Annotated in this window: 20 protein-coding genes, 1 tRNA gene and 2 pseudogenes; 20 read left to right on the top strand and 3 right to left on the bottom strand. The window is 75.0% G+C overall.

Annotation, left to right across the window (positions count from 1 at the left end):
- Positions 1–7: 7 nt before the first annotated feature.
- Together uvrB and uvrA are read left to right on the top strand one after the other, a co-directional pair.
- Positions 8–2,074, top strand: a pseudogene (uvrB, locus tag Acit_RS04655) (excinuclease ABC subunit UvrB); the annotation flags it as partial.
- Positions 2,075–2,145: 71 nt separating this feature from the next.
- The gene (uvrA, locus tag Acit_RS04650; RefSeq protein ID WP_248106228.1) at positions 2,146–5,136 is read left to right on the top strand and encodes an excinuclease ABC subunit UvrA; all 2,991 of its coding nucleotides are present in this window, start codon (positions 2,146–2,148) and stop codon (positions 5,134–5,136) included.
- A gap of 24 nt (positions 5,137–5,160) precedes the next feature.
- Here the strand turns inward: uvrA and nadA are convergent, their stop codons facing one another.
- Positions 5,161–6,276, bottom strand: a complete 1,116-nt coding sequence (nadA, locus tag Acit_RS04645) for a quinolinate synthase NadA (RefSeq protein WP_248106225.1) — start codon at positions 6,274–6,276, stop codon at positions 5,161–5,163.
- Between the two features lie 224 nt (positions 6,277–6,500).
- Here nadA and uvrC point away from each other — a divergent pair, with 224 nt between their 5' ends.
- The 12 genes from uvrC (at position 6,501) to Acit_RS04585 (ending at position 16,934) form a co-directional block, all read left to right on the top strand.
- Positions 6,501–8,585, top strand: coding sequence for an excinuclease ABC subunit UvrC (gene uvrC, locus Acit_RS04640; protein WP_248106224.1), 2,085 nt, complete (start codon positions 6,501–6,503; stop codon positions 8,583–8,585).
- Positions 8,572–9,450 carry an RNase adapter RapZ gene (gene rapZ / locus Acit_RS04635; protein ID WP_282436223.1) on the top strand — a complete coding sequence of 293 codons (879 nt, stop codon included), beginning with the start codon at positions 8,572–8,574 and terminating at the stop codon, positions 9,448–9,450. The genes uvrC and rapZ overlap by 14 nt, the downstream gene beginning before the upstream one ends.
- A complete protein-coding gene (locus Acit_RS04630; RefSeq protein ID WP_248106221.1) occupies positions 9,447–10,376 on the top strand; it encodes a gluconeogenesis factor YvcK family protein in 930 nt (309 codons plus the stop codon). Before rapZ ends, Acit_RS04630 begins: the two co-directional genes overlap by 4 nt.
- 25 nt (positions 10,377–10,401) lie before the next feature.
- The gene (gap, locus tag Acit_RS04625; protein WP_248106218.1) at positions 10,402–11,421 is read left to right on the top strand and encodes a type I glyceraldehyde-3-phosphate dehydrogenase; all 1,020 of its coding nucleotides are present in this window, start codon (positions 10,402–10,404) and stop codon (positions 11,419–11,421) included.
- Positions 11,422–11,464: 43 nt separating this feature from the next.
- Positions 11,465–12,613, top strand: coding sequence for a phosphoglycerate kinase (locus Acit_RS04620; protein ID WP_282436288.1), 1,149 nt, complete (start codon positions 11,465–11,467; stop codon positions 12,611–12,613).
- Positions 12,614–12,693: 80 nt separating this feature from the next.
- Complete coding sequence (gene tpiA, locus Acit_RS04615; RefSeq protein WP_376746006.1) at positions 12,694–13,446, top strand: triose-phosphate isomerase; 753 nt, start codon at positions 12,694–12,696, stop codon at positions 13,444–13,446.
- A 67-nt stretch (positions 13,447–13,513) separates the two neighbouring features.
- Positions 13,514–13,783, top strand: coding sequence for a preprotein translocase subunit SecG (gene secG / locus Acit_RS04610; protein ID WP_248106212.1), 270 nt, complete (start codon positions 13,514–13,516; stop codon positions 13,781–13,783).
- Positions 13,780–15,576: an ABC transporter substrate-binding protein gene (locus Acit_RS04605; RefSeq protein WP_248106209.1), complete on the top strand. Its 1,797-nt coding sequence runs from the start codon at positions 13,780–13,782 to the stop codon at positions 15,574–15,576. Before secG ends, Acit_RS04605 begins: the two co-directional genes overlap by 4 nt.
- A gap of 85 nt (positions 15,577–15,661) precedes the next feature.
- Positions 15,662–15,745 (top strand) — tRNA-Leu (locus tag Acit_RS04600).
- Positions 15,719–16,246 carry a DUF2332 family protein gene (locus tag Acit_RS04595; protein ID WP_312709601.1) on the top strand — a complete coding sequence of 176 codons (528 nt, stop codon included), beginning with the start codon at positions 15,719–15,721 and terminating at the stop codon, positions 16,244–16,246. Before Acit_RS04600 ends, Acit_RS04595 begins: the two co-directional genes overlap by 27 nt.
- A gap of 48 nt (positions 16,247–16,294) precedes the next feature.
- Positions 16,295–16,522, top strand: a complete 228-nt coding sequence (locus tag Acit_RS04590) for an AbrB/MazE/SpoVT family DNA-binding domain-containing protein (RefSeq protein WP_376746004.1) — start codon at positions 16,295–16,297, stop codon at positions 16,520–16,522.
- Positions 16,515–16,934 carry a PIN domain-containing protein gene (locus Acit_RS04585; RefSeq protein WP_248106204.1) on the top strand — a complete coding sequence of 140 codons (420 nt, stop codon included), beginning with the start codon at positions 16,515–16,517 and terminating at the stop codon, positions 16,932–16,934. The genes Acit_RS04590 and Acit_RS04585 overlap by 8 nt, the downstream gene beginning before the upstream one ends.
- Here the strand turns inward: Acit_RS04585 and Acit_RS04580 are convergent.
- Positions 16,861–19,053, bottom strand: a complete 2,193-nt coding sequence (locus Acit_RS04580) for a heavy metal translocating P-type ATPase (RefSeq protein WP_248106202.1) — start codon at positions 19,051–19,053, stop codon at positions 16,861–16,863. The two genes, Acit_RS04585 and Acit_RS04580, sit on opposite strands and share 74 nt — an antisense overlap.
- A gap of 111 nt (positions 19,054–19,164) precedes the next feature.
- On the opposite strand from Acit_RS04580, the gene Acit_RS04575 reads away from it, so the two are divergent.
- The 5 genes from Acit_RS04575 (at position 19,165) to xylB (ending at position 23,279) form a co-directional block, all read left to right on the top strand.
- Positions 19,165–19,491 carry an ArsR/SmtB family transcription factor gene (locus Acit_RS04575; RefSeq protein WP_282436284.1) on the top strand — a complete coding sequence of 109 codons (327 nt, stop codon included), beginning with the start codon at positions 19,165–19,167 and terminating at the stop codon, positions 19,489–19,491.
- A 126-nt stretch (positions 19,492–19,617) separates the two neighbouring features.
- On the top strand, positions 19,618–20,289 hold the full coding sequence (locus tag Acit_RS04570) for a COG4315 family predicted lipoprotein (RefSeq protein WP_248106198.1): 672 nt from the start codon (positions 19,618–19,620) through the stop codon (positions 20,287–20,289).
- Positions 20,290–20,319: 30 nt separating this feature from the next.
- On the top strand, positions 20,320–20,973 hold the full coding sequence (locus tag Acit_RS04565; protein ID WP_248106196.1) for an RNA polymerase sigma factor: 654 nt from the start codon (positions 20,320–20,322) through the stop codon (positions 20,971–20,973).
- Positions 20,966–21,715: an anti-sigma factor family protein gene (locus tag Acit_RS04560; RefSeq protein WP_248106194.1), complete on the top strand. Its 750-nt coding sequence runs from the start codon at positions 20,966–20,968 to the stop codon at positions 21,713–21,715. The genes Acit_RS04565 and Acit_RS04560 overlap by 8 nt, the downstream gene beginning before the upstream one ends.
- Before the next feature lie 25 nt (positions 21,716–21,740).
- Positions 21,741–23,279: a xylulokinase gene (xylB, locus tag Acit_RS04555; protein ID WP_248106191.1), complete on the top strand. Its 1,539-nt coding sequence runs from the start codon at positions 21,741–21,743 to the stop codon at positions 23,277–23,279.
- On the opposite strand, the gene Acit_RS04550 is transcribed toward xylB, so the two are convergent.
- A complete protein-coding gene (locus Acit_RS04550) occupies positions 23,240–24,463 on the bottom strand; it encodes a MalY/PatB family protein (protein ID WP_248106189.1) in 1,224 nt (407 codons plus the stop codon). The two genes, xylB and Acit_RS04550, sit on opposite strands and share 40 nt — an antisense overlap.
- Positions 24,464–24,553: 90 nt before the next feature.
- Between Acit_RS04550 and Acit_RS04545 the strand changes: the two are divergent.
- A pseudogene (locus Acit_RS04545) lies at positions 24,554–25,080 on the top strand (hypothetical protein); the annotation flags it as partial.

Genomic DNA, 25,080 nt, shown 5'->3' with positions numbered 1-25,080 from the left:
CCACGCGGTGCCCCCCCTGCGCGTCGAGTCGCCCCTCAAGCCGGCCGGGGACCAGCCGAAGGCGATCGCCGCCCTCGTCGACGGGGTCCGCCAGGGCCAGCGCTTCCAGACCCTCCTCGGGGTGACCGGGTCGGGCAAGACCGCCACCATCGCCTGGGTCATCGAAGCCCTCCAGCGCCCGACCCTCATCATCGAGCCGAACAAGTCCCTGGCCGCCCAGCTGGCCGGCGAGCTCCGGGCCCTCTTCCCCCGGAACCGGGTGGAGTACTTCGTCTCCTACTACGACTACTACCAGCCCGAGGCCTACCTGCCGACCACCGACACCTACATCGAGAAGGACTCCTCCATCAACGACGAGATCGACCGGCTCCGCCACGCCACCACGTCCTCGCTGCTGCTGCGACCCGACACCATCGTGGTGGCCTCCGTCTCCTGCATCTACGGCCTCGGTTCCCCCGAGGAGTACCGGGGGCGGATCCTGGCGCTTCGGACGGGGGACCGCATCGACCAGCGCCAGCTGCTCAGGCGCCTCGTGGACCTGCACTACGAGCGCAACGACACCGCCCTTGGCCGGGGCCGGTTCCGGGCCCGGGGCGACACGGTCGAGCTCCACCCGGCCTACGAGGAGCTGCCGGTCCGCATCGAGCTCTTCGGCGACGAGGTCGAGCGCATCCGGCCCTTCGACCCGCTCACCGGTGAGCTCGGCGAGCCCCTGGACGAGCTGGTGGTGTTCGCCGCCACCCACTACGTGGCCAGCGAGGAGACCATGGCCCGGGCCATCGCCTCCATCGAACGCGAGCTCCAGGAGCGCCTGGCGGCGCTCACCGCCGAGGGCAAGCTGCTCGAGGCCCAGCGGCTTCGCATGCGGACCGAGCACGACCTCGAGATGCTGGCCGAGGTCGGGGTGTGCTCGGGCATCGAGAACTACAGCCGGCACCTCGACGGCCGTCGACCCGGCGAAGCCCCCTTCACCCTCCTGGACTTCTTCCCGCCCGGGTTCCTCACCGTCATCGACGAGAGCCACGTCGCCGTGCCCCAGATCCACGGCCAGTTCGAGGGGGACCGGTCCCGCAAGCTGACCCTCGTCGAGCACGGCTTCCGCCTGCCCTCGGCCCTCGACAACCGGCCCCTCACCTTCGACGAGTTCATCGAGCGCGTCGGTCAGGTCATCTTCCTGTCGGCCACCCCCGGGCCCTACGAGCTCGAGGTCTCCACCCAGGTGGTCGAGCAGGTCATCCGGCCCACCGGCCTGCTCGACCCCGAGGTGCTCGTCCAGCCGACCACCGGCCAGATCGACGACCTGCTCGGCCGCATCCGGGAGGTCGCCGGGCGGGGCGGACGGGTCCTGGTCACGACCCTCACCAAGCGCATGGCCGAGGAGCTCACCGACTACCTCCTCGACGCCGGGGTCCGGGTCCGCTACCTGCACTCCGACGTCGACACCATCAGCCGCATCGAGCTCGTCCGCGACCTGCGGACCGGGGAGTTCGACGTCCTGGTCGGCATCAACCTCCTGCGGGAGGGCCTGGACCTGCCCGAGGTCGAGCTGGTGGCCATCCTCGACGCCGACAAGACCGGGTTCCTCCGCTCCACGTCCTCCCTCATCCAGACCATGGGCCGGGCGGCCCGCAACGTCCGGGGCCAGGTGGTCCTCTACGCCGACCTGGTCACCGACGCCATGGCCGAGGCCATCGCCGAGACCCGCCGCCGCCGGGCCCTCCAGGAGGCCTACAACGCCGAGCACGGCATCGACCCGACCACCGTCCGCAAGGCGGTGACCGACATCCTCGAGCGGCTGCGGCCGGCCGCCCCCGAGGGCGAGCGGTCGAGCCGCCGGCAGCGGACCTCCCGGGGGGCGACCGCCCCGAGCCGGGCCCGTCGGGTCGCCGCAGCGGCCCCACCAGGGGAGGGGACCACGGTCCTGGCCGAGCTGCCGCTCGAGGAGCTCGAGCGCCTGGCCGCCAGCCTGGAGCGCGAGATGCGCGAGGCCGCGGCCGAGCTGCGTTTCGAGGAGGCGGCGGTGCTGCGGGACGACCTGGCCGAGGTCCACCGGGCCCTGGGCCTTCGCCAGGCCCCGACGCCGCCGGCGGACCCGAGGCCGCTCACGGCCGCTGGCCGAGGCCGGGCCCGGGGGGCCGGGCGCCCATGAGCGACCGCCTCGTCATCCGGGGCGCCCGGGAGCACAACCTCCGGGACGTTTCCTTGGAACTGCCCCGGGACCGCCTGATCGTCTTCACCGGGCTCTCCGGGTCCGGCAAGTCGTCCCTGGCCTTCGACACCATCTACGCCGAGGGCCAGCGGCGCTACGTCGAGTCGCTCTCGGCCTATGCCCGGCAGTTCCTGGGCCAGATGGACAAGCCCGACGTCGACTTCATCGAGGGCCTCTCCCCGGCGATCTCCATCGACCAGAAGACCGCCAGCCGCAACCCCCGCTCCACCGTCGGCACGGTCACCGAGATCTACGACTACCTCCGCCTGCTCTACGCCCGGGTGGGCACCATGCACTGCCCGAGCTGCGGCCGGCCCGTGGCGCGCCAGACCCCCCAGCAGATTGTCGACCGGGTCCTCGGCCTGCCCGAGGGCACCCGCTTCCTCGTCCTCGCCCCGGTCGTCCGGGGCCGCAAGGGGGAGTACGTGGCGCTCCTCGACGAGCTGGCGACCAAGGGGTTCGCCCGGGTGCGGGTGGACGGCCAGACGGTCGAGCTGGCCGAGCGGGCCGAGCTCCGCCTGGGCCGCTACGAGCAGCACACCATCGAAGTGGTCGTCGACCGGCTGGTCCGGCGCGACGGCATCCGCCAGCGCCTGACCGAGTCCATGGAGACCGCCCTGGCCCTGGCCGGTGGCGTGGCCGAGGTGGCCGTCCTCGGGGACGACGGGGACGAGGAGCTCCTCACCTTCTCCGAGCACCTGGCCTGCCCGGCCTGCGGCCTGTCCTTCGAGGAGCCGGCGCCCCGGACCTTCTCCTTCAACTCGCCCTACGGGGCCTGCCCGGCCTGCGACGGTCTCGGCACCCAGTTCGAGGTCGACCCCGACCTGGTCGTCCCGGACCCCAGCAAGAGCCTGGCCGAGGGAGCCCTGGTGCCCTGGGTGGGGGGGCGGAGCCGCTGGTTCGACCGGCTCATCGAGGCGGTCGCCGAGGCCTCCGGCTTCTCGCTCGACACCCCCTGGGAGAAGCTCCGGGCGCAGGACCGCCGGGTGCTGCTCTACGGCACCGGCCAGCGCCTCGTCGCCCTCCGCTACCGCAACCGCTTCGGCCGCCAGCGGGAGCACGCCGTGCCCTTCGAGGGCATCGTCCCCTGGCTCCGGCGCCGCCACGCCGAGGCCACCTCGGAAGCCGTCCGGGAGTGGGCCGAGGGCTTCATGCGCCAGGTAGCCTGTAGCGCCTGCGGCGGGGCCCGGCTCAAGCCCGAGGCCCTGGCCGTCTCGGTCGGGGGGCGCAGCATCTTCGAGCTCTGCTCCCTCTCCATCGCCGAGACCGCCCAGGTCCTCGCCGACCTCTCCCTCTCCGAACGGGAGCACCGCATCGCGGATCGGGTCCTCAAGGAGATCCAGGCCCGACTCCGCTTCCTCTTGGACGTCGGCCTCGACTACCTGACCCTCGCCCGGGCCACCGCCACCCTCTCGGGCGGCGAGGCCCAGCGCATCCGCCTCGCCAGCCAGATCGGCTCGGGGCTCGTCGGCGTGCTCTACGTCCTCGACGAGCCCTCCATCGGCCTCCACCAGCGGGACAACCGCAAGCTCCTCGACACCCTCCTGCGCCTCCGGGACCTCGGCAACACCGTCATCGTGGTCGAGCACGACGAGGAGACCATCCGGGCCGCCGACCACGTGGTCGACATCGGCCCCGGGGCCGGCGAGCACGGCGGCCAGGTGGTCTACAGCGGCCCGGTGGCCGGCCTCCTCGAGGAGCCGGCCTCCCTCACCGGCCAGTACCTCGCCGGGCGCCGGCGCATCCCGGTGCCCGAGCGCCGTCGGCCGGGCAGCGGTCAGGCCCTCGTGGTCCGGGGGGCCGCCGAGCACAACCTCGCCGACATCGACGTCGCCTTCCCCCTCGGCTGCCTCGTGGCGGTCACCGGCGTCTCCGGATCGGGCAAGTCCACGCTCGTGAACGACATCCTCCTCCAGGCCCTCCTCGGGACGGTCATGCGGGCCAAGACCACCCCTGGGCGCCACCGCCGCATCGAGGGGGTCGAGCTGGTCGACAAGGTGGTGGCCATCGACCAGTCGCCCATCGGCCGGACCCCCCGGTCGAACCCGGCCACCTACACCGGGCTCTTCGACCACGTCCGCCGGCTCTTCGCCCAGGCGCCCGAGGCCAAGGTCCGCGGCTACCAGCCGGGACGGTTCTCCTTCAACGTGAAGGGGGGCCGCTGCGAGGCATGCGCCGGCGACGGCACGGTCCGCATCGAGATGCACTTCCTGCCCGACGTGTACGTGCCCTGCGAGGTCTGCGGGGGGACCCGCTACAACCGGGAGACCCTCGAGGTCACCTTCAAGGGCAAGAACATCGCCGACGTCCTGGCCATGTCCTGCGAGGAGGCCCGGGAGTTCTTCGCCTACCAGCCGGCCATCCGCCGCCACCTCGACACCCTGGTCGACGTCGGCCTGGGCTACGTCCGTCTCGGCCAGCCGGCCACCACCCTCTCGGGCGGCGAGGCCCAGCGGGTCAAGCTCGCCGCCGAGCTCTCCCGCCGGCCCACCGGCCACACCCTCTACGTCCTCGACGAGCCCACCACCGGCCTGCACTTCGAGGACGTCCGCCGGCTCCTCGAGGTCCTCGACCGGCTCGTCGACCAGGGCAACACCGTGGTCGTCATCGAGCACAACCTCGACGTCGTGAAGAGCGCCGACTACCTCGTCGACCTCGGGCCCGAGGGGGGCAGTCGGGGCGGCCGGGTGGTGGCCACCGGCACCCCCGAGGAGGTCGCCCGGACCCCCGGCAGCGCCACCGGGGCGGTCCTCGCCCCTCTCCTCGGCCTGTCGCCCCTTGTCGACCCGGGGTCCCCCGACGGGTCGTCGGCGCCCGCCGACGCCAGAGGGGGGCGCCGGGCTCCCCGTCGGCGGACCGCCCCGGCCAGCACGGCCACCCGACGTCCGGCTGCTGAGGGTCGCCGGCGGACCGAGGCGGCGTCCTAAGCGGCGCGACGGCGGAGCCGGGGGTCAGGAGATGGTCAGCATCCGCTCCAGCGCGACCCGCGCCCAGCGGGCCGTCTCGTCGTCCACCGTGATCCGGTTCCGCACCTCACCGGCCACCAGGCCGTCGAGGACCCAGGCCAGGTGGGGCGGGTCGATCCGAAACATGGTCGAGCAGGGGCACACCAGGGGGTCCAAGGACACCACGGTCTTCTCGGGGTGCTCGGTGGCCAGGCGGTGCACCAGGTGGATCTCCGTGCCCACCCCCAGCACCGCCCCCGCCGGCGCCTCGGCCACCGTCTTGATGATGAAGTCCGTCGATCCCACCAGGTCGGCCACGGCCACCACCTCGTGGGCGCACTCGGGATGGACCACCACGATCCCCTCGGGATGGGCCTCCCGGAAGGCGGCCACGTGCGCCGGGGTGAACCGCTGGTGCACCGAGCAGTGGCCCTTCCAGACCAGGACCCGGGCCTCCTTCACCGTCCGCTCGTCCAGGCCGCCCAGGGGACGCCGGGGGTCGTAGAGGGCGATCTCGTCTGGTCGGTAGCCCATGGCCAGGGCGGTGTTGCGCCCCAGGTGCTGGTCGGGCACGAACAGCACCTTCTCGCCCCGGCCCGCCGCGCCGCCCGGTTCGCCCAGGGCCCAGGTCAACACGGCCCGGGCGTTCGAGGAGGTGCAGACCACCCCGTCGTGGCGGCCCACGAACGCCTTCACCGCGGCCGAGGAGTTGATGTAGGTGATGGGCACCAAGGCCTCGGTGTCGATCACCTCGGCCAGCTCCTCCCAGGCGGTCTCCACGTCCTCGGCATCGGCCATGTCGGCCATCGAGCACCCGGCGTTCAGGTCCGGCAGGATGACCTGCTGGTGCGGGGCGGTCAGGACGTCGGCCGACTCGGCCATGAAGTGGACCCCGCAGAACACCACGTAGGCCGCCTCGTCCTGCTCGGCGGCGAAGCGGGCCAGGCGCAACGAGTCCCCTCGGGCGTCGGCGAACTTGATCACCTCGTCCCGCTGGTAGTGGTGGCCGAGGATGACCAGCCGTCGTCCCAGGGCCGCCTTGGCCGACTCGATGCGGGCATCGAGCTCCTCGGGAGCGGCCTCCCGATACCAGGCGGGCAGCGGCGTCTGCAGGCGAAGCATCTCGATGGACCCCCTCGGGGGATGCGCTCCTCCACGGCCGGCGGGGGCGCCTGGTCGCCCGCCGCGGGGATGGCGGCCTCGGAGCGGGATGGTGGTTGCCGGATACCAGGCCGGCGCTTTCCCCAACCCTAGCGGCTGGCCCACCCGGCCCGCCGCCAGCGACCCGCCCGACCGGATCGTGCGCCGGCGCGTCGGCGGCACCGCGGACGCGGCACAGTGGGGGAGTGGTCGAGCGGCCGCCCCCAGCCAGCATCCCCGACGCCCCGGGCTCCTACCAGTTCCTCGACGCCGACGGGCGGGTGCTCTACGTCGGCAAGGCCAAGTCCCTCCGTCAGCGCCTCGCCTCCTACTTCGCCGACCCGGCCACCTTGGCCCCCCGGACCGCGCAGCTCGTGGCCCAGGCCGCCCGGGTGGAGTGGATCCAGGTGGCCAACGAGACCGAGGCCCTCCTCCTCGAGTACAGCCTCATCAAGCGCCACCGGCCCCGGTTCAACGTCCGGCTGGTCGACGACAAGAGCTACCCCTGGCTGGCGGTCACCGTCTCGGACCCCTGGCCCCGGGCCGCGGTGGTCCGGGGGCGCCGGCGGTCCGGGACCGCGGCCTTCGGTCCCTTCACCCACGCCAAGGCAGCCCGGGAGACCCTGGACCTCGTGGTGCGCAGCTTCCCGGTCCGGACCTGCTCGGACGGCAAGTTCCGCCGGCACCAGGCCATGGGACGGCCCTGCCTCTTGTTCCACATCGAGCGCTGCTCGGGCCCCTGCGTCGGGGCCGTCGACCCGGCCACCTACCGGGGCTACGTCGAGGACCTCATGGCCTTCTTCGCCGGCGACACCGAGGCCCTCGCCACGCGCCTCCGCCAGGAGATGGCCGAGGCGGCCGAGCAGCTGGCCTTCGAGCGGGCGGCGCGCCTGCGCGACCAGCTGGCCAGCCTCGAGCTGGCCACCGCCCGCCAGGAGGTCGTCCTGGACCGGCCCGAGGACCTCGACGTCCTCGGCCTCGCCGAGGACCCCCTCCAGGCAGCGGTCTGCGTCCTGCGGGTCCGTCGGGGCCGGCTGGTCGGCCGGCGGGTCCTCCTCGTCGACCGGGCCGAGGAGCTCGACCAGGCCGGGCTGCTCGGCCGGGTCCTCGAGGAGCTCTACGCCGACGCCGGGCCCCCCGAGCGGTCCCACCCGGGAGGGTCGGGGCGGGCCCGCCCGGCGCCGGCGGACTGGGAGCTGGTGAGCGGCGCCGGGGACCCCACCCGGGGCCGCAGCGCCGAGGGGGAGCTCGATCAGCCCGTGCCCCGGCAGGTGCTCCTCCCGACCCTTCCGGAGGCCGCCGAGGCGCACCAGGCCCTCCTCGGGGACCGGCGGGGCGGGCCCGTGACCCTTTCGGTGCCCCAGCGGGGAGCCAAGCGCCGCCTGCTCGAGACGGCCCAGGCCAACGCCCTCGAGGAGCTCCGGCGGGCCCGGAGCCGCCGCGCCGCCGACCACGCGGCCCGGGCGGCGGCCCTGGAGGCCCTCCAGGAGGTCCTCGGCCTGCCCCAGGCCCCCCTGCGCATCGAGTGCTACGACATGAGCCACCTCCAGGGGACCGACTACGTCGGGTCCATGGTGGTCCTCGAGGACGGCCTGCCCCGGCCCAGCGAGTACCGCCGCTTCAAGATCCGCACCGTCCCGGGCAACGACGACTACGCCGCCATGGGCGAGGTCCTCGAGCGGCGCCTCGGCGCACTCCTCCGGGAACGGGCCCGGGCAGCCGAGGGGACCGATGGCCGGGCCCGCCGGTTCGCCTACCCGCCCCAGCTGCTCCTGGTGGACGGGGGCAAGGGCCAGCTCGGGGTGGCGGTCGAGGTCCTCGAACGCCTCGGCCTGACCGGGGAGATCCCGGTCGCCGCCCTGGCCAAGGCCTTCGAGGAGGTCTTCGTCCCCGGCCGCCCCGACCCCCTCCGCATCCCCTACGGCTCCCCGGCCCTCCTCGTCCTCCAGCAGGCCCGGGACGAAGCCCACCGCTTCGCCGTCGGCTACCACCGCCGCCTGCGCTCGGCCCGCATGACCCGCAGCGCCCTCGACCAGGTCCCCGGGCTCGGCCCGGCCCGCCGCCGGGCCCTGCTTCGCCACTACGGCTCCCTCCGGCGCCTCCGCGCCGCGCCCCTCGAGGAGCTGGCCGGCCTGCCGTTCCTGCCCGCACCAGTAGCGGAGGCCCTCTTCGCCCACCTCCACGGGCCCAGCACCCCTGCCGAGCCGTCGTCGCCGTCTGCGCCCGAGGCCGGTCCGGGGCTCGTCCCGGACCCGGTAAGGGTCGCCATCGGCCAGGATGGGGGACCGTGAGGGAGGCCGAGGGGTGAGCGACTACCTGGTCATCACCGGCATGTCCGGCGCCGGGCGCTCCACCGCCGCCGCCGCCTTGGAGGACGCCGGGTGGTACGTCATCGACAACATGCCGCCCTCGCTCTTGGCGGAGGCGGCCGAGGCCCTCTCCGCCCACGGCCGGCCCCAGGAGCGGGTCGCCCTCGTGGTCGGCCGGGGCGGGGGAGCGCCGGTCGACGAGGCCCTGCCCGCCGTCGAAGCCCTCCGGGCCCAAGGCCACGCGGTCCGCCTCGTCTTCCTCGACGCCCCCGACGAGATCCTCGTCCGTCGCTTCGCCGGGACCCGCCGACGCCACCCCATGGGCGGCGACCCGGTCGACCTGGCCATCGCCGAGGAGCGCCGCCACCTCCGCGCTGTCCGGGAACGGGCCGACGTGGTCCTCGACACCGGTTCCCTCACCGTCAACCAGCTCCGGGTCCGCATCATGGCCCTCTTCGGGGATCCCGGCTCGCCGGGCCCCAGGACCACCGTGCTGTCCTTCGGCTACGCCCACGGGGTGCCCCTCGACGCCGACCTGGTCCTCGACTGCCGCTTCCTGCCGAACCCCTACTGGGTGGAGGAGCTCCGACCCCAGAGCGGCCTGGACGAGCCGGTCCGCCGCTATGTCCTCGAGCAGCCCGAGACCACCGCCTTCCTCGAGGAGCTCCAGCGTCTTTTCGACCTGCTCCTGCCGGCGTTCCAGCGCGAGGGGAAGTCGTACCTGACCATCGCCCTCGGCTGCACCGGCGGTCGCCACCGCTCGGTGGCCCTGGCCGAGGAAGTGGCCGGCCGCCTGCAGGCCGCCGGCTGGTCCGCCGGGGTCCTGCACCGGGACGTGGAGCGGTGAGTCCCCTCGACGAGGCCGCCACTGGACCGGCGGTGGTGGCCGTGGGGGGCGGGCACGGCCAGGCCGCCACGCTACGGGCGGCGCGGCGCTACGCCGGTTCGGTCACCGCGGTGGTCTCCCTGGCCGACGACGGGGGGTCCTCGGGCCGTCTGCGGGCCAGCCTCGGCCTCCCACCCCTCGGGGACCTGCGGACCTGCCTCGTGGCCCTCGCCGCCCAGGACTCGGCCCTGGCCGCGGCCTGCCAGCACCGCTTCCCGGCCGAGGCCCTCCTCGGGTCGACCCCGCCCGGCGGCCAGTCCCCGGCGTCGAGCGGCCCTGGCCATCCCCTCGGCAACCTCCTCCTCGCGGCCCTGGCGACCGTGACCGGGGATCTCCAGGCGGCCCTCGACGAGGCGGGGCGGCTCCTGGGCTGCGAGGGTCGGGTCGTCCCGGCCAGCGCCGGCCCGGTCACCTTGGTGGCCGAGACCCCCGACGGCCCGGTCGAGGGGCAGGTGGCAGTCATGGGCACCTCCCGGATCCGCCGGGTCCGCCTCGCCCCCCCCGACCCGCCGGCCAGCGAGGCGGCTCTCGAGGCCATCCGCCAGGCGGACCAGGTTGTCCTCGGGCCGGGGTCCCTCTTCACCAGCGTCCTGGCCGCGGCCATCGTGCCGGGCATCGCCGAGGCGCTCAGGTCCACCCGCGCCCAGCGGGTCTACGTCGCCAACTTGCGGCCCCAGGTGGCCGAGACCGCCGGCTACGACGTGGCCGCCCACGTGGCCGCGATCCGGGCCCACGGGATCCCCGTGGACGTCGTGCTCGCCGACACCAGCCACATCCCGCTCGGCGAACCCGGCGTGCCAGTGGTCGAACGGCCCCTCGCCGACCGCCCGGGCCACGCCCACGACCCCGAGCAACTGGCGAAGGCCCTGGTCGATCTGCTCGGATAGGGGACCCACGAAGGAGGGGAGGACGATGACCGCACGCGTGGCGATCAACGGCTTCGGGAGGATCGGCCGGAACTTCCTCCGAGCGGCCGCCGCCCGGCGGGCCGACCTCGAGGTGGTGGCGGTGAACGACCTCACGGACCCGGTCACCAACGCCCAGCTGCTCCGCCGGGACACCACCCACGGGGCGTTCCCCGGCAGCGTCGAGGTGGCCGACGACGCCCTGGTGGTGGAAGGCCGGCGCATCGCCGTGCTCGCCGAGCGGGACCCCCGAGCCCTGCCCTGGGGGCAGCTGGGCGTCCAGGTGGTGGTGGAGTCCACCGGCCGCTTCACCGACCGGGAGCAGGCGGCGGCCCACCTCGAGGCCGGTGCCGAGCGGGTGGCGGTCTCCGCCCCGGCTAAGGGGGCCGACCTGACGGTGGTCATGGGGGTCAACCACGACGCCTACGACCCGGCCCGTCACCGGGTGGTCTCCAACGCCTCGTGCACCACGAACTGCTTCGTGCCCATGGTCAAGGTCCTCGACGACGCCTTCGGCATCCAGAGCGGGCTGATGACCACCGTGCACGCCGTCACGAACGACCAGAACCTCTTGGACCTGGCCCACAAGGACCCCCGGCGGGCCCGGGCCGCGGCCTTCAACATCGTGCCCTCCACGACCGGGGCGGCCCGGGCCACGGCCCTGGCCCTGCCGGCCATGCAGGGGAAGCTCGACGGCACCGCCCTGCGGGTCCCGGTCCCCGACGGATCCATCACCGACTGCACCGCCGTGGTGGCCCAGGCGGTCGACGCCGAGGGGGTCAATGCGGCGTTCCGCAAGGCGGCCGCCGACGGGCCCCTGGCCGGGATCCTGGAGGTCAGCGACGAGCCGCTGGTCTCCTCGGACATCGTCGGCAACCCGGCCTCCTGCATCCTTGACGCCGGGTTGACCATGACCATGGCCCTCCCTGGGGGCGGCACCCTGGTGAAGGTCTTCGGGTGGTACGACAACGAGTGGGGCTACGCCAACCGCCTCCTCGACCTCGTCCTCCTCCTCGCCCGGAGCTGAGGGGCCGGTGGGCGAGCACCCGCAGGGCGGGCCGGCCGCCGGCCTGCCCCTCCTCGAGGACCTGCCCCCCCTCGCCGGCCGGCGGGTCCTGGTCCGCGCCGACCTCAACGTCCCGCTGCGCACCGGCTCCGGCGGGCAGCGGGAGGTGGCCGACGACTTCCGCATCCGGGCGGCGGTCCCGACCCTGCGCTGGCTGGTCGACCAGGGGGCGACGGTCACCGTCTGCAGCCACCTGGGCCGCCCGAAGGGCGTCCCGGACCCGGCCACCGACCTCCAGCCGGTCCGGGCCCGCCTGGCCGAGCTGGTCCCCGAGGTCCGGCTGCTCGACAACCTCCGCTGGGACCCCGGGGAGGAGGCCGGGGACGAGGCCTTCGTCCGCCGGCTGGTCGACGGCCAGGACGCCTACGTGAACGACGCCTTCGGGGCCTCGCACCGGGCCCACGCCTCCATCGTCGGCCCGCCCCGCCTCCTGCCCGCGGCGGCCGGGCGCCTGCTCGCCAAGGAGGTCCAGGTCCTCGGCGGTCTCCTCGCCGCCCCAGCCCGACCGTTCGTGGCGGTCGTCGGGGGAGCCAAGGTGGCCGACAAGCTCGGGGTCCTGCGCTCGTTGCTCCAGGTGGTCGACCGCCTCGTGGTCGGCGGCGGGATGGCCTTCACCTTCCTGGCCGCCAAGGGGATCGGAGTGGGGGCCTCCCTGGTCGACCCGGCCCGCCTGGAGGAGTGCCGGGTGCTCCTCGAGGAGGCCGGTGACCGCCTGGTGGTCCCCGAGGACGTCGTCTGCCTGAGCCCCGAGGGGACCCTGGCCGACGGCGGGCCGGGCAGCGGCCGCACCATGGTGGCCTCGGCGGTGCCCGAGGGCTGGCGGGGCCTCGACATCGGCCCGGCCACCGCGGCTCGCTTCGCCGCCTGCCTCGCCGAGGCCCGCACCGTCTTCTGGAACGGGCCCATGGGGGTGTTCGAGGACGAGCGCTTCGCCGCTGGGACCCGGGCGGTGGCCGAGGCGGTGGCCGCCTGCCCCGGCCACAGCGTGGTCGGCGGGGGCGACTCGGCCGCGGCCCTCGACCGCCTCGGCCTCCAGGACCGGGTCGGGTTCGTCTCCACCGGGGGCGGGGCCTCCCTCGAGCTCCTTGAGCACGGGGACCTCCCGGGCCTGGCCGCCCTCCGGCAGGCCTCGAACGCCCCGGCCCGCCGGTGAGCGCGGATCAGGCGGCCGCCGAGGCGGCCCAGCAGACCCGGCCCGCGCCCCGGCGGGTGCTCGTGGCCGGGAACTGGAAGATGCACCACGACCACCTGGAGACCATCCGCACCCTCCAGGAGCTCGGCCTCCGGCTGCCCGAGGGGGCCAGCAGCCGGGTCGAGGTGGTGGTCCACCCGCCCTTCACCGACCTGCGCTCGGCCCAGACCACCATCGAGGACCGGGGCCTCCCCCTGGTCCTCGGGGCGCAGCACTGCTACCACCAGGACGCCGGGGCCTTCACCGGCGAGGTGGCCCCGCCCATGCTGGCCCGCCTCGGGGTCCGCTACGTCCTCGTCGGCCACTCCGAGCGCCGCCGGCTCTTCGGCCAGGACGACCAGCAGGTGGCCGCCACCCTCCAGGCGATCCGCCGCCACGGCATGGTCCCGGTGCTCTGCGTCGGGGAGACCGAGGAGGAGCGGGCTGCCGGGGCCACCGAGGAGCGCCTCGCCGCCCAGCTGACCGCGGCCCTCGCCGGCCTCGACGGGGAGGCCGTCTCGGCCCTCGTGGTCGCCTACGAGCCGGTCTGGGCCATCGGGACCGGCCAGACCGCCACCCCCGAGGACGCCCAGGCGGCCTGCGCCTTCGTCCGGGGCCGGCTCGTCGAGGCCCACGGGCCCGAGGCGGCCGCCGTCCGCCTCCTCTACGGCGGCTCGGTCACCCCCGAGACCACCCTGGAGCTCCTTCGGGGCCGGGACGTCGACGGCCTGCTCGTCGGGGGGGCCAGCCTCCGAGCCGACTCCTTCGCCGCCATCGTCCAGGCGGCCATGGGGGCCCGAAGCACGCCCCGCTAGTCCGGCCGCCGTCGGCTCGTCGGGTGGCTCTGCTAGCCTCCCGGCAGCTGTCAGCTGGACGCCGCTCGTGCCGTTGCGTCCCCACCGCCAGGAGGCCGGTCCCACCGTGCTGACCATCGCCGTGCTCGTCATCCAGATCCTCTCGTCGGTGTCCCTCGTGGGGCTCGTGCTGCTCCACTCGGGGAAGGGCGGTGGGCTCTCCGACATGTTCGGGGGCGCTGTGGGGCAGGCGGCTGCCGGGTCGACCGTGGTCGAGAAGAACCTGGACCGCATCACCATCACCGTCGCCCTCGTCTTCGCCTTCACCACGGTGGCCCTGGCCCTGCGCCTGCAGTGAGCCGCCCGACGCCGCCGGCCCCAGCCGGCGGCAGGGGGCACCCGCTTCTCCGACGAGGCCTGCCCTGGCTCGCCGCCGGCCTCGCTGCCGCCCTGGCCGCGCTGGTCGGCGCCCTGGGCCTCCTCGGCGGACGGGCCGCCCCGGCGCCCCTGGCCCCGACCGACGCCGTGGTGCGCAACGCCACGGTCACCATCGACCTGCCGAGCCTGCCCAGCACCTTGGACCCCTGGGCCCCCGACGCCGGGCCCCTGGTCGGGGCGATCCTCCAGAACGTCTGGCCGGGGGTCTACGACCTGGCCCCCGGTCTGCGGCCCCAGCTCGCCCCGGGGCTGGTCCAGAGCGCCGAGGTCGTGGGGGTCGACCCCCAGGTCGTCGTCTACCACCTGAACCCCAAGGCCGTCTGGTCCGACGGGGTGCCCATCCGGGCCGACGTCTTCGTGGCCCTCTGGCAGCACCTGCGGGCCGACGCCGGCTACGACGACATCGCCAGCGTCCAGGGCAGCGACGACGGGCTGACCGTCACCGTCACCTTCCAGACCCCCGACGCCGCCTGGCCGGCCCTCTTCGACCTGCTCCCACCGGTCCCGGCCCTGGGCGGCACCGGTTGGCAGGACGCCCTCGCTCCCGGCGGCCCGGCCGTCGAGGTGTCCGGAGGACCCTTCGAGGTGGCCAGCTTCGACCCCGGTCGCCAGCTGGTCCTCGTCAAGAACCCCGACTGGTGGGGACCGCAGCCGGCCCTGGCCCGAGTGATCCTCGACGCGGTGCCCAGCGCCACCCAGGCCGTCGCCCAGGTGGACCAGGGCAGCGCCCAGGCGGCGAGCCCCGACCCCTTCGACCTCGCCTTGCTCGACGCCGCCTCCTCGGCGCCGGCGGTGCACAGCACCGAGGCCATCAGCCCGACCACCCTGCAGCTGGTCTTCGACACCCTCCAGGGCCCCACCGCCCAGCTGCCCGTCCGTGCGGCCATCGCCCACCTCGTGGACCGACCCGCCCTCGTCCAGCGCTTCCTCGACCCCCTCGACCCCTCGGCCGGGGTCCAACAGAACTTCTTCTTCGTCGGCGGTCAGGCCGGCTACCAGGACGACGGCGCCGCCTACGCCCAGCCCGACCCGACCCAGGCGGCAGCCGACCTGCAGGCCGCCGGGCTCACCCGCAGCCCGAACGGCCCCTGGGAGCTCGGCGGCCAGCCCCTGGTCCTCACCCTGACCTGGGCCGCGGGTGACCCCTGGGCCGCCCAGTTCGCCCAGGCCATCGCCGGGGAGCTCGAAGCCGACGGCTTCGCCATCCGCGCCCAGCCCGTGGCCACCGCCAGCCTCGCCGGGCACCTCCAGCCAGGCGGCACCTGGGACCTCGCCGTCGTCTCGGTCCCGACCCCGGCCTTCCCGAGTCTCCTCGACCCCCTCTACAGCACCCAGGCGGCCCCGGTGGCCGGCTCGGCCCTCACCGACTGGTCCGGCTTCGACGACCCCCGGGTGGACCACCTCCTCGACCAGGCGGCCGCCCAGCTCAACCAGGTCCAGGCCCAGACCCTCACCAACCAGGCCGACCGGCTCCTCTGGGCCGACCTGCCCGCCCTGCCCCTCGCCAGCGTGCCCCGGCTGGCCCTCTGGTCCGCCAGCCTCCAGGGCCTCACCCTCGACCCCGGCGGCGGCGGCATCCTCGACGACCTCGCCGGCTGGCAGCTCCTTCGCCGAACTGCCCTGCCTGAGGTCGCCGCCGGCCGCCCCCGGGTGACCGCGCACCCCGCCCCGTCGGCCGACCCACGGTCCCGGGGGAGGGGCCCAGCGCGCTAGCATGCCTTCGCTCAGCCCGGCCCGTGCCGGCGGCCCAGCGGGTCGACGGTGCAGCCAGCGGTCACGGACCGGACCGAGCCGACCCGTCGGAGTGGCGGAATAGGCAGACGCGCCAGCTTGAGGGGCTGGTGCCCGCAAGGGCGTGGGGGTTCAAGTCCCCCCTCCGACACCGACCCCGTGCTCGACGATCCGGGGTGCGCTTCGAGCCACCCGTTCGGCACCCGGGTCCCCGGACCGCTCGGCGGCGGGTCGTTCGGTCCGCGACGAGTCGCTCGCGATGGCGGTCGCCGATGACGAGGCCATCCTCGACTTCCTGACCAGCCTGCCGGCGGAGAAGCGCCAGCCGAACCTGTTCTTCGCCGCCGCCCGCTCCGTGCTCGATGATGTGCCCGGTCTCGCGGACCTGCGTCGACTTGTGACCGAACGGCACGACCACCTGGCCGAGGTGATGGTGAGCCGGCGAACCCAGACCAACGAGCCGGCCCGTTGCGCGACCTTCCTGCCGGTGCTGAGCCGTCTCCCGGGGTCCTCGGTTGGCTGCCGACGGCTGCGGAGAACGACGGGTTCGTGCTCGTCGAAGACGAGCGGAACGGTGGGACGCACACCCAGGCCGAGCCAGTCCCGGTTTGAGGGTTCCCTGATCCCTCGGCGACACCGCGATCGACCTTGATCACGACAGAAAGCGACGTGTAGTACACTTGAAGTTGTGGTAATACCAATGGTCACGACAGTCAACCCGAAGGGTCAAGTGACCATCCCCGAGCCGTTGCGCGACCGTTACGGTTTCCCACCAGGCACGAAGGTCGTGTGGCTGGAGCGCGACGGTGACCTCATCCCGAAGCCCCTCCTCTCGATCGAGCAGCTGCGGGGGCGTTTCAAGGGCAGCGACCTGACGGCATTGCTCCTTGAGGAGCGCGCGCGGGATCGCGAGCAGGAAGATGCCTGATCGCGTCGTCCTCGATGCCCACGCGGTCCTGGCCTTCCTCGCCGAAGAGCCTGGCTGGACCGAGGTCGAGGAGGTCCTGCGGACCGGCGAGCCGTGGATGACGCTCGTCAACCTCGGGGAGGTCGCCTACATCCTCGAACGGACCGCCGGCGCTGCAGCCGCCGAGGAGGTGTGGGCGAACCTTCGAGCGGAACATCGGCCGGGGGGTGTAGGCGTCCGCTGGGTCGACCTCGACGACACCCTTGTGCGCCGGGCTGCAAGCATCAAGGCGCGCGGAGGGCTCAGCTTTGCCGATGCCTTTGCCGCGGGCGCTGCATCGGTGCTCGATTGCCCGGTCCTTACGGGTGACCCGGAGTTCCAGGTGGCTGAGGAGTTCGGCGTGAGGGTCCGCTGGCTCGGTCGCAGCGCATAGCGGCGCTCCCCGGGCTGGAACCATCACGGCGCGCCGAGGGCTCAGCTCTGCCGAGGCTGACTCCGCCGAGACCTCGTGGGGACCGCCGTGCTGCGCGGGGCCGGGAAAGCCCTCCCCGCGGACCCGAGGAACGGGCTTGCGGCCCCGCTCCCCAGTGCCGTGAGCGCAGCAGCCGGAGGCCGTTTAGGCCCACGACGACCGTCGAGCCCTCGTGGGCGGCCACCCCGAGGGGGAGGGGGAGGTGGCCGAGGAGGTCGAGGACCACGAGGGCCACGATCACCGCAGCGGCGAAGGCGAGGTTCGCTCGGACGAGCCGGTTCGCCTGGCGGGCGAGGCCCAGGACCGCCGGCAGGGCCAGGAGGTCGTCGTTCGCCACCACCAGATCGGCGCTCTGGAGGGCCAGGTCGCTTCCCCGCCCGCCCATGGCGATGCCGACGTGCCCCCGGGCGAGCGCCGGGCCGTCGTTGATCCCGTCGCCCACCATGCCCACCCGGGCGCCCGCCTGTTCCAAGGCCTCGACCACCGCCAGCTTCTCGTCGGGCAGCAGCCCGGCCCGGACCACCTCGATGCCGACGGCGTCGGCCACCGCCCACGCGGCCGGTTCCTGGTCGCCGGTCACGAGGACCGGCGGGTCGGGCAGCATCCGACGCAGGGCAGCCAACGCCGGTGCGGCCTCGGGGCGGAGCGGATCGGCGAACACCAGCGCGCCGGCGGGCCGCCCGTCGAGGAGCACGACGCTCACCGTCCGGCCGACCGACCCGAGCTCGGCGAGCACCGCCCGGGCCGGGTCGTGCGGGTCGACCAGGGCAGGGCGGCCCACGGCCACCCGCTGCCCGGCGACCTCGGCCTCGGCCCCGATGCCCGGTCGCACCCCGAAGTCGGTGGCCTCGGGCAGCGAGAGTCCCCGGATCCGGGCTTCGGCCACGACGGCTGCCCCCAGGGGATGCTCGCTCGCGGTTTCGACCGCGCCGGCCAGGCGCAGCAGCTCCTCCTCGCCGACCCCGGGGTAAAGCGGCCGGATCGCCACCAGCCGGGGCCGGCCCTCGGTGAGGGTGCCCGTCTTGTCGAAGGCCACCTGGGTGAGCCCGCCCAGGCGCTCCAAGGCCACCGCCGACTTCACGAGCACCCGGTGCCGCCCGGCGCTGGCGATGGCGGCCAGCAGCGGCGGCATGGTGGCCAGGACCACGGCGCAGGGCGACGCCACGATCATGAAGGTCATCGCCCGGAGCAGCGTCGGCCGGAGGGCGGCACCGAGCGCCAAGGGGAGCGCGAGCAGGACGAGGGTGCTCCCCACGACGGCCAGCGAGTACCCCTGCTCCAGGCGCTCCACGAACAGCTGGGTCCGGGCCTTGGTCGAGGCGGCCTCCTCGACCTGGGCCGCGATCCGGGCCAGGAGCGAGGTGCTCGCCGAGCCCCGGACCGCCACCACCAGGGTGCCCGAGCCGTTCGTCGTCCCCGCGAGGACCTCGTTGCCCACGCCCTTTGGGACCGGCAGGCCCTCCCCGGTCAGGCTCGCCTCGTCCACCTCGCTTCGGCCTGCCACCACCCGCCCGTCGAGCGGCAGCCGGTCCCCGGGTCGGACCCGGATCCGATCCCCCTCGGCCAGGGCCTGGACGGGCACGACCTCCTCGTCGCCCTCGGGTCGAAGGCGATGGGCCACCGCCGGCACCAGGGTGAGCAGTGACCGCACCGCTTCCTCGGTCCGTCTCGTCGCCAGGGCCTCGAGGGCTCCAGAGGTGGCGAAGATCACGACGAGCAGGGCCCCGTCGAGCGCTTGGCCGATGGCCACCGCGACCAGCGCGGCCACCACCATCAACAGGTCCACGTCGAGCCGCCGCGCCCGGAGGGCGGCCAGTCCCGCCCGAGTCGGCTCCAGCCCGCCGACCACCAGGCAGGCCCCCAGGGCCGCATCCGCCACCGCCGGCGCTCCCCACGCCCGCAGCGCCAGGGCCCCGAGGAAGGCGAGCAGCGCCGCAGCCGCAAGGGGGACCTCCCGGACCTCTCGCAGCACCACCAGCCGCCTGGCGGGTCCCCTGGCATTGCCCCCGTGCTCCGCCGGACCGGGATCGGCAGCGGCGACGTGGGCGTGGTCCGGTCCGCAGGTGGCCGTGTGGCTCACCGCCCGAACATAACCAACACCTGCGCAACTATGCAAAGGTTGTGTTGGTACGATGCAGGGGTGGCGCGTACGCCGGCAGCGAGCCGACGGTCGTCCGTGGGACAGGACCCCATGGCGTCCCGGGACCGGCCGACCGAGGAGCAGGTCCGGGCGGCGGTGGCCGCCTTCGGCCTGCTCGCCGACCGGACCCGCCTCCTGCTCCTGTGGTTCCTCGCCTCGGAGGAGCTCGACGTCACCACCTTGGCCGCCCTCGTCGGGGCCCGGGGACCCGCGGTCAGCCAGCACCTGGCGAAGCTCCGCCTGGCCGGCCTCGTGGAGGGCCGCAAGGTCGGACGCCACGTGCTGTACCGAGCCAAGGGCACCCACGTCCGGGCCCTGGTGACCGAGGCCCTCCACCACGCCGACCACCAGCTCCAGGGCATCCCGGACCACCCCTGAGCCTCGGATCGCGCCCCGCTCGGCGGAGGACCCCCTGACGCAATCCCTCTGGGGCCCTCGGCCGTAGTCCCACCCGAACGGTCCTGGTGCCGGGCCCGCCGGCCCCCGAGAAGGAGGTGTCGCAGCATGCAGCCCTCGACCGCACCGGACACCCTGCGAGCGGGTCGGACCCCTCACGGGGCGCCGAGCCACACGACCACTCGGGGACGGCCGGCGCGCCGCGTCCTCGGCCTCGGCGGCGCCCTCCTGCTCGGGGGCGTCCTGGCGGCGGCCTGCGGGAGCTCGTCGTCGACGGCCAGCTCGAAGCCCGCGAGCCCGAAGGCGAGCGCGCCGGCCTCCAGCACGGCCACGAGCACCCCGACGGTCGAGGCGCTGCGGACGAGCGACGGGACGGTGCTCGCCACCCCCACCGGCCAGACCCTCTACTTGCTCACCTCCGAGGCCGGTGGGGCCATCAAGTGCACCGGCTCCTGCCTGAGCATCTGGCATCCCCTCACCCTGCCGTCGGGCACGAGCGCGCCGGTGGCCGGCACAGGCGTGGCCGGCACCCTCGGAGTGGTCCACCGCACCAACGGCGAGGTGCAGGTGACCGACAACGGCTACCCCCTCTACACCTTCGTCGAGGACACCCAGGCGGGCCAGACCAAGGGGGAGGGGATCCACTTCCCCGGCGGGGGTGTCTGGTACCTCGTGTCGGCCTCGGCCACCAGCGCCTCGGCCAGCCCGGTGACCGGAGCCTCGTCCTCGTCGGCGGCCAGCAGTGCCCAGAGCGCCCCGTCCTACGGTGGCGGCTACTGAGCCGACGCCGGGCGCACCGAGGTGGCGGCCGTGGACGAGGCGAGTGACGAAGCCCTCGTGGCCCTCGTCGCCCTCGGCGACCAGCAGGCGTTCGCCAGCCTGGTCCGCCGGCTCCAGGGCCCGGTCTACGGCTTGGCCCGCCGGGTCCTCGACGGGGATCGGGCCCGGGCCGAGGAGGTGGCCCAGGAGGCCTTCGTCCGGATCTGGCGCCACGCCGCCAGCTACGACGTGCGGCGGGGGAGCGTGCGGGCCTGGGCGCTGACCATCGCCCGGAACCTGGCGATCGACGCCCGGCGACTCCGCCGGGACCAGCCGGTCGCGCCCGGGCACCTGCCGGAGACCGAGGCCGCCCTCGCCGGGTGCACACCGGAGGACTGGGGGGCACTGGTGGACCAGCGCGACCGGGTCCGCGCCGAGCTCGCCCGGTTGCCCGCCGAGCAGCGACGGGCGCTGGTCCTGGTGGCCTGGTGGGGGAGGACCGCCCAGGAGGTGGCCGACATCGAGGGCATCCCCCTGGGCACGGCGAAGACCCGCATCCGCAGCGGCCTGCGCCGCCTCCGGGTCCGGCTCGGACCCGAGGCGAGCCCGCCCGGCGGAGCCCTTGCCGAGGGTTCGGCGGAGGGCGGCGGGCGGCGAAGCGGACCCTGGGGTGGGGAAGAGCGAGGAGGGACGGCCCGTGCCTGAGGAGGCCTGCGCGGCGTTCACCGACGATCTCGTCGCCCTCGCCCTCGGGGTGCTGGCCGGGACGGAACGCGCCGAGCTGCTCGGGCACCTCGGGACCTGTCCGGCGTGCCGCAGCGAGCTGGCCGCCCTGGCGCAGGCCGGGGACCTGCTCGTGCAGGCCGTCCCCCCCGAGGAACCGCCCCCGGGCTTCGAAGCCCGGGTCCTCGAGCGGGTGGCCGCCCTCCCTCCGGTCGGGCCCCCACGGCGCGCCACCGGGGCACCGGGGTCGGCACGGCCCGCTCGGCGGGCCCGCTGGCTGCTCGCGGCTGCGGCCGCCGTGGTCGTCGCCGTCGCCGGTTTCGCCGTCGGCCGCCAGAGCGCGGGCTCAGGTGCCCCGGGCGGCGGCCTGACCGGGCAGTACGTCCACACCCTCCAGGCCCTCGGGGGGCGGTCCCTCCTCGCCGGGGTCCTCCGAGGGCCGAACGGGCGGCGGGTCGGGGAGGCCTTCGTCTACCAGGGCGTGCACCCCTGGCCTTCCTGGGTCTTCGTCCAGCTCGACCCGGGTCCTGCGGAGGGTTCGCTCTGGGTGGTGGTGGACGACGCCGCCGGCCGGACCCTCCTGAGCGCCGGCGACCTCCAGGCCCGGGGCGCCCCGTTCGCCTGGGGTCGGGCCCTTGCGCTGCCCGGCCACCTGCGACTGCCCCTCGAGGTCTCCGTCCTCGACCAGCGGGGCCTCCTGGCGAGCGGCACCCTCCGGCGCTGAGACACCGGCCGGTAGGCTCCCGGAGGTGGCGACGGGGAGGGGGACGGGACCGGCCGTGGTCCTCGGGGTGGACTCCTCGACCCAGTCCACGAAGGTCGTGGCCCGGGAGGTCCGAAGCGGCCGGGTTCGCTTCCTCGGCCGGGCGCCCCATCCGCCGACCACGCCCCCCCGCTCCGAACAGGACCCTGAGGCCTGGTGGGCAGCGCTCAGCGGCCTCCTGGCGCGCGTGGGGGCCGAGGTCGACGCGCCGGTGGTGGGCCTCGCGGTCGGCGCCCAGCAGCACGGCATGGTGGTCCTCGACGCCGCCGACCGGGTGCTTCGGCCAGCGAAGCTCTGGAACGACACCGAGTCGGCGGAGGACGCGGCGAGGCTCGTGGCCGAGCTCGGCCCCGAGACCTGGGCGACCCGGACCGGCTCGGTGCCCACAGCGGCCTTCACCGTGACGAAGGTGGCCTGGCTCGCCCGGTGTGAACCCGACGTGCACGCCCGGATCCGCCACCTGGTGCTGCCACACGACTGGCTCACCTGGCGGCTCACCGGTGCCCGGGTCACCGACCGGGGCGACGCCTCGGGCACCGGCTACTTCGACCCGGCCGGCGGCCAGTGGCTGCCCGAGCTGCTCGACCGGGTCGGGCTCGACCCGAGGGTCGTCCCGAGCGTGCTCCGGCCGACCGAGGCGGCCGGCACGTGGCAGGGCGCGGTGGTCGGCCCCGGCACCGGGGACAACATGGCGGCGGCCCTCGGCCTCGGCCTGCGGCCCGGCGACGTGGCCGTCTCCGTCGGCACCTCCGGCACGGTCTTCGTCCGGGCCGACCGCCCGACGGCCGACCCCTCGGGTGCGGTCGCCGGGTTCGCCGACGCGCGCGGGGGCTTCCTGCCCCTGGTCTGCACCCTCAACGCGGCGAAGGTCTTCGACCGGGTGGCCGCGCTGCTCGGGGTGGACCTCGACACCTTCGGCCGCCTGGCCCTCGAGGCCCCGCCCGGGGCCGGCGGGCTCACGCTGCTGCCGTTCCTCGACGGGGAGCGGACCCCGAACCTGCCCCACGCCAGCGGGGTGCTGCGCGGGATCCGCTCGGACCTCACCCGCGAGGCCCTGGCCCGGGCGGCCGTCGAGGGCGTGGCCTGCCTCCTCCTCGAGGCCCTGGACCGCCTGGCCGAGCAGGGGGTGCCCGTCGGCGGGCGCCTCCTGCTCGTGGGCGGCGGGGCCCGCTCGGTGGCCCTTCAGCGGATCCTGGCGGGCCTGGCCCGCCAGCCGGTCCGGGTGCCCGAGGACGAGGAGCTCGTCGCCACCGGCGCGGCCCTCCAGGCGGCCGCGGTGCTCGAGAGCGCCGACCCGGACGAGCTGGGCGCCGCCTGGCAGCTCGGCGAGGGCCACGAGGTGCCCCCCGAGCCGAGCGCGGCCACCGCGGCCGACGAGGTGCGCGAGCGTTTCCGGGCGGTGCTCCTCGAGACCTTCCCCGAGGTGGCCGAGACCCGGCCCCGCCGGGGCGTCCCGAGGGCCGACCAACGAGGGGTGGCCGCGGATCAGGACCAGGAGGCGGGGGTCGCCCCAGCGGGCGGCTGAGCCCCACCCCGGGGAGGGGGGGTCGCCAGGGCCTCGACCAGGCGCTCCAGGAGCGCCACCAGGACCGGTCGGGGGGTCGCGAAGTTCAGCCGGACGTGGCCCGCACCGGGCGGGCCGAACTCGGGCCCCGAGGAGAGCGCCAGGCGGGCGTGTTCGAGGAGCCAGGCTGCCGGGTCCGGCCCGAGGCCGGTGGCCGACAGGTCGATCCAGGCGAGGTAGGTGCCCTCGGGGGGCACGTGCCGGGCCGCAGGGATGGCTTCCTGGAGGGTGGCGGCCACGAGGTCCCGGTTCGTCTCGAGGTAGGCGAGGACCTCGGCCAGCCAGGGGTCCCCGTCGCGCCAGGCGGCCGCCGTGGCCACGAGGCCCGGCGAGGACAGACCGCCACGCAGGGCCTCGGGCAGGGCCCGCCAGCGGGCCTGGAGGGCCGGGGAGCCCAGGACCGCCACTGCGCAGCGCAGGCCCGCCAGGTTGAAGGCCTTGCTGGCCGAGGTCAAGGTGACGGTCCGGGCGGCGACCTCGGGGCCCAGGGTGGCGAAGGGCCGGTGCTCGTGGCCCGGGTAGACGAGCTCGGCGTGGATCTCGTCGCTCACCACCACCAGGTCCTCGGCCAGGGCCACGTCGGCCAGGATTGCGAGCTCCTCGGGTCGCCAGACCCGGCCCGTCGGGTTGTGGGGAGAGCACCAGAGCACCACGCGGACCCCCTCGGCCCGCACCGTTGCGGCCAGCCGCTCGCCGTCGAGCTCGACCCGCCCCCCCGCCCCCGTCAGCGGCAGCTCGACGAGCCGTCGTCCGGTCGCCCGGACCACCGACAGGAACGGCGGGTACGCCGGGGTCGGGACCAGCACGGCGTCCCCCGGCTCGGTCAGCTGCCAGAGACAGAGCGCGATGCCCTGGACCACCTCGCTGGTCAGCTCGACCGTCGCCGGGTCGACCGCCCAGCGGTAGCGGCTGGCCATGCGGGCCACGAAGGCCTCCCGGACCGCTTCGACCATGGCGCTCGAGGGATAACCCGTCTGGTCCGTGGCCAGCAGCGCCTCGAGGGCCTCGTGGACGGGCGGCGCCACCGGGAAGTCCATGTCGGCCACCCAGGCCGCCAGCACGCCCGGCGGGTGCCTGGCCCATTTCGCGGTGCGTCGGTCCTGGAGCGCGCGCAGGCCGTAGCGCTCGAGATCGACCTGGGCCACGGGGGCAGCCTAGGGGCCCGGTGCGGGAACCGGGCTGGGCTAGCCTGGCACGAGGGCGGCCGGCCGGGGCCGCCGAGGGAGGGGAGGGGGATGACCGAGCTCCGCACCCAGACCGCTCGGGCTCCGGGCGGCGCGACCGCTCCCGCGACGGCGGCCCCAGCGGCGGTCTCCGGCGCCCCTGGCGCCGAGGCGCTGCCCATCGTCCCGGTCCGGGGCCTGCCGGTGGTCGGGCTCGTCCTCGCCGGCCTGGTGGCCGCCATCGCCACGAACGGGCTGTGGTCCATCGACTTCTTCCACGTGGTCGCCGGGGGGATCTGGACGACCTTGGACCTCTTCCTCGGGTTCGTCCTCGGGCCGATCCTCGCCCGGCTCTCGGTGCCCGCCCGGGTGGAGCTCACCCGGCGGCTCATGCCGAAGCTGCTGCTCATCATGCCGACCGTGGTGCTCTGCACCCTGGCCGCCGGCTGGCAGCTGGCCCGCCACGAGGGCAACCTGCTGGCCAGCTCGCCGAACCACCCCTGGGTGGTGGCCTCCATGATCGTGGTGGCCGTCATGGCGGTGGTGGCCCTCGGGATCCTCGAGCCGGCCAACTTGGCGGTCCTCTTCGAGCTCCGCCG

The organism is Aciditerrimonas ferrireducens (assembly GCF_023130475.1).
Lineage (GTDB): Bacteria > Actinomycetota > Acidimicrobiia > Acidimicrobiales > UBA8190 > Aciditerrimonas > Aciditerrimonas ferrireducens.
Note: the sequence above shows the minus strand (reverse complement) of the source record. Positions and strands in the feature narration are given on the sequence as shown.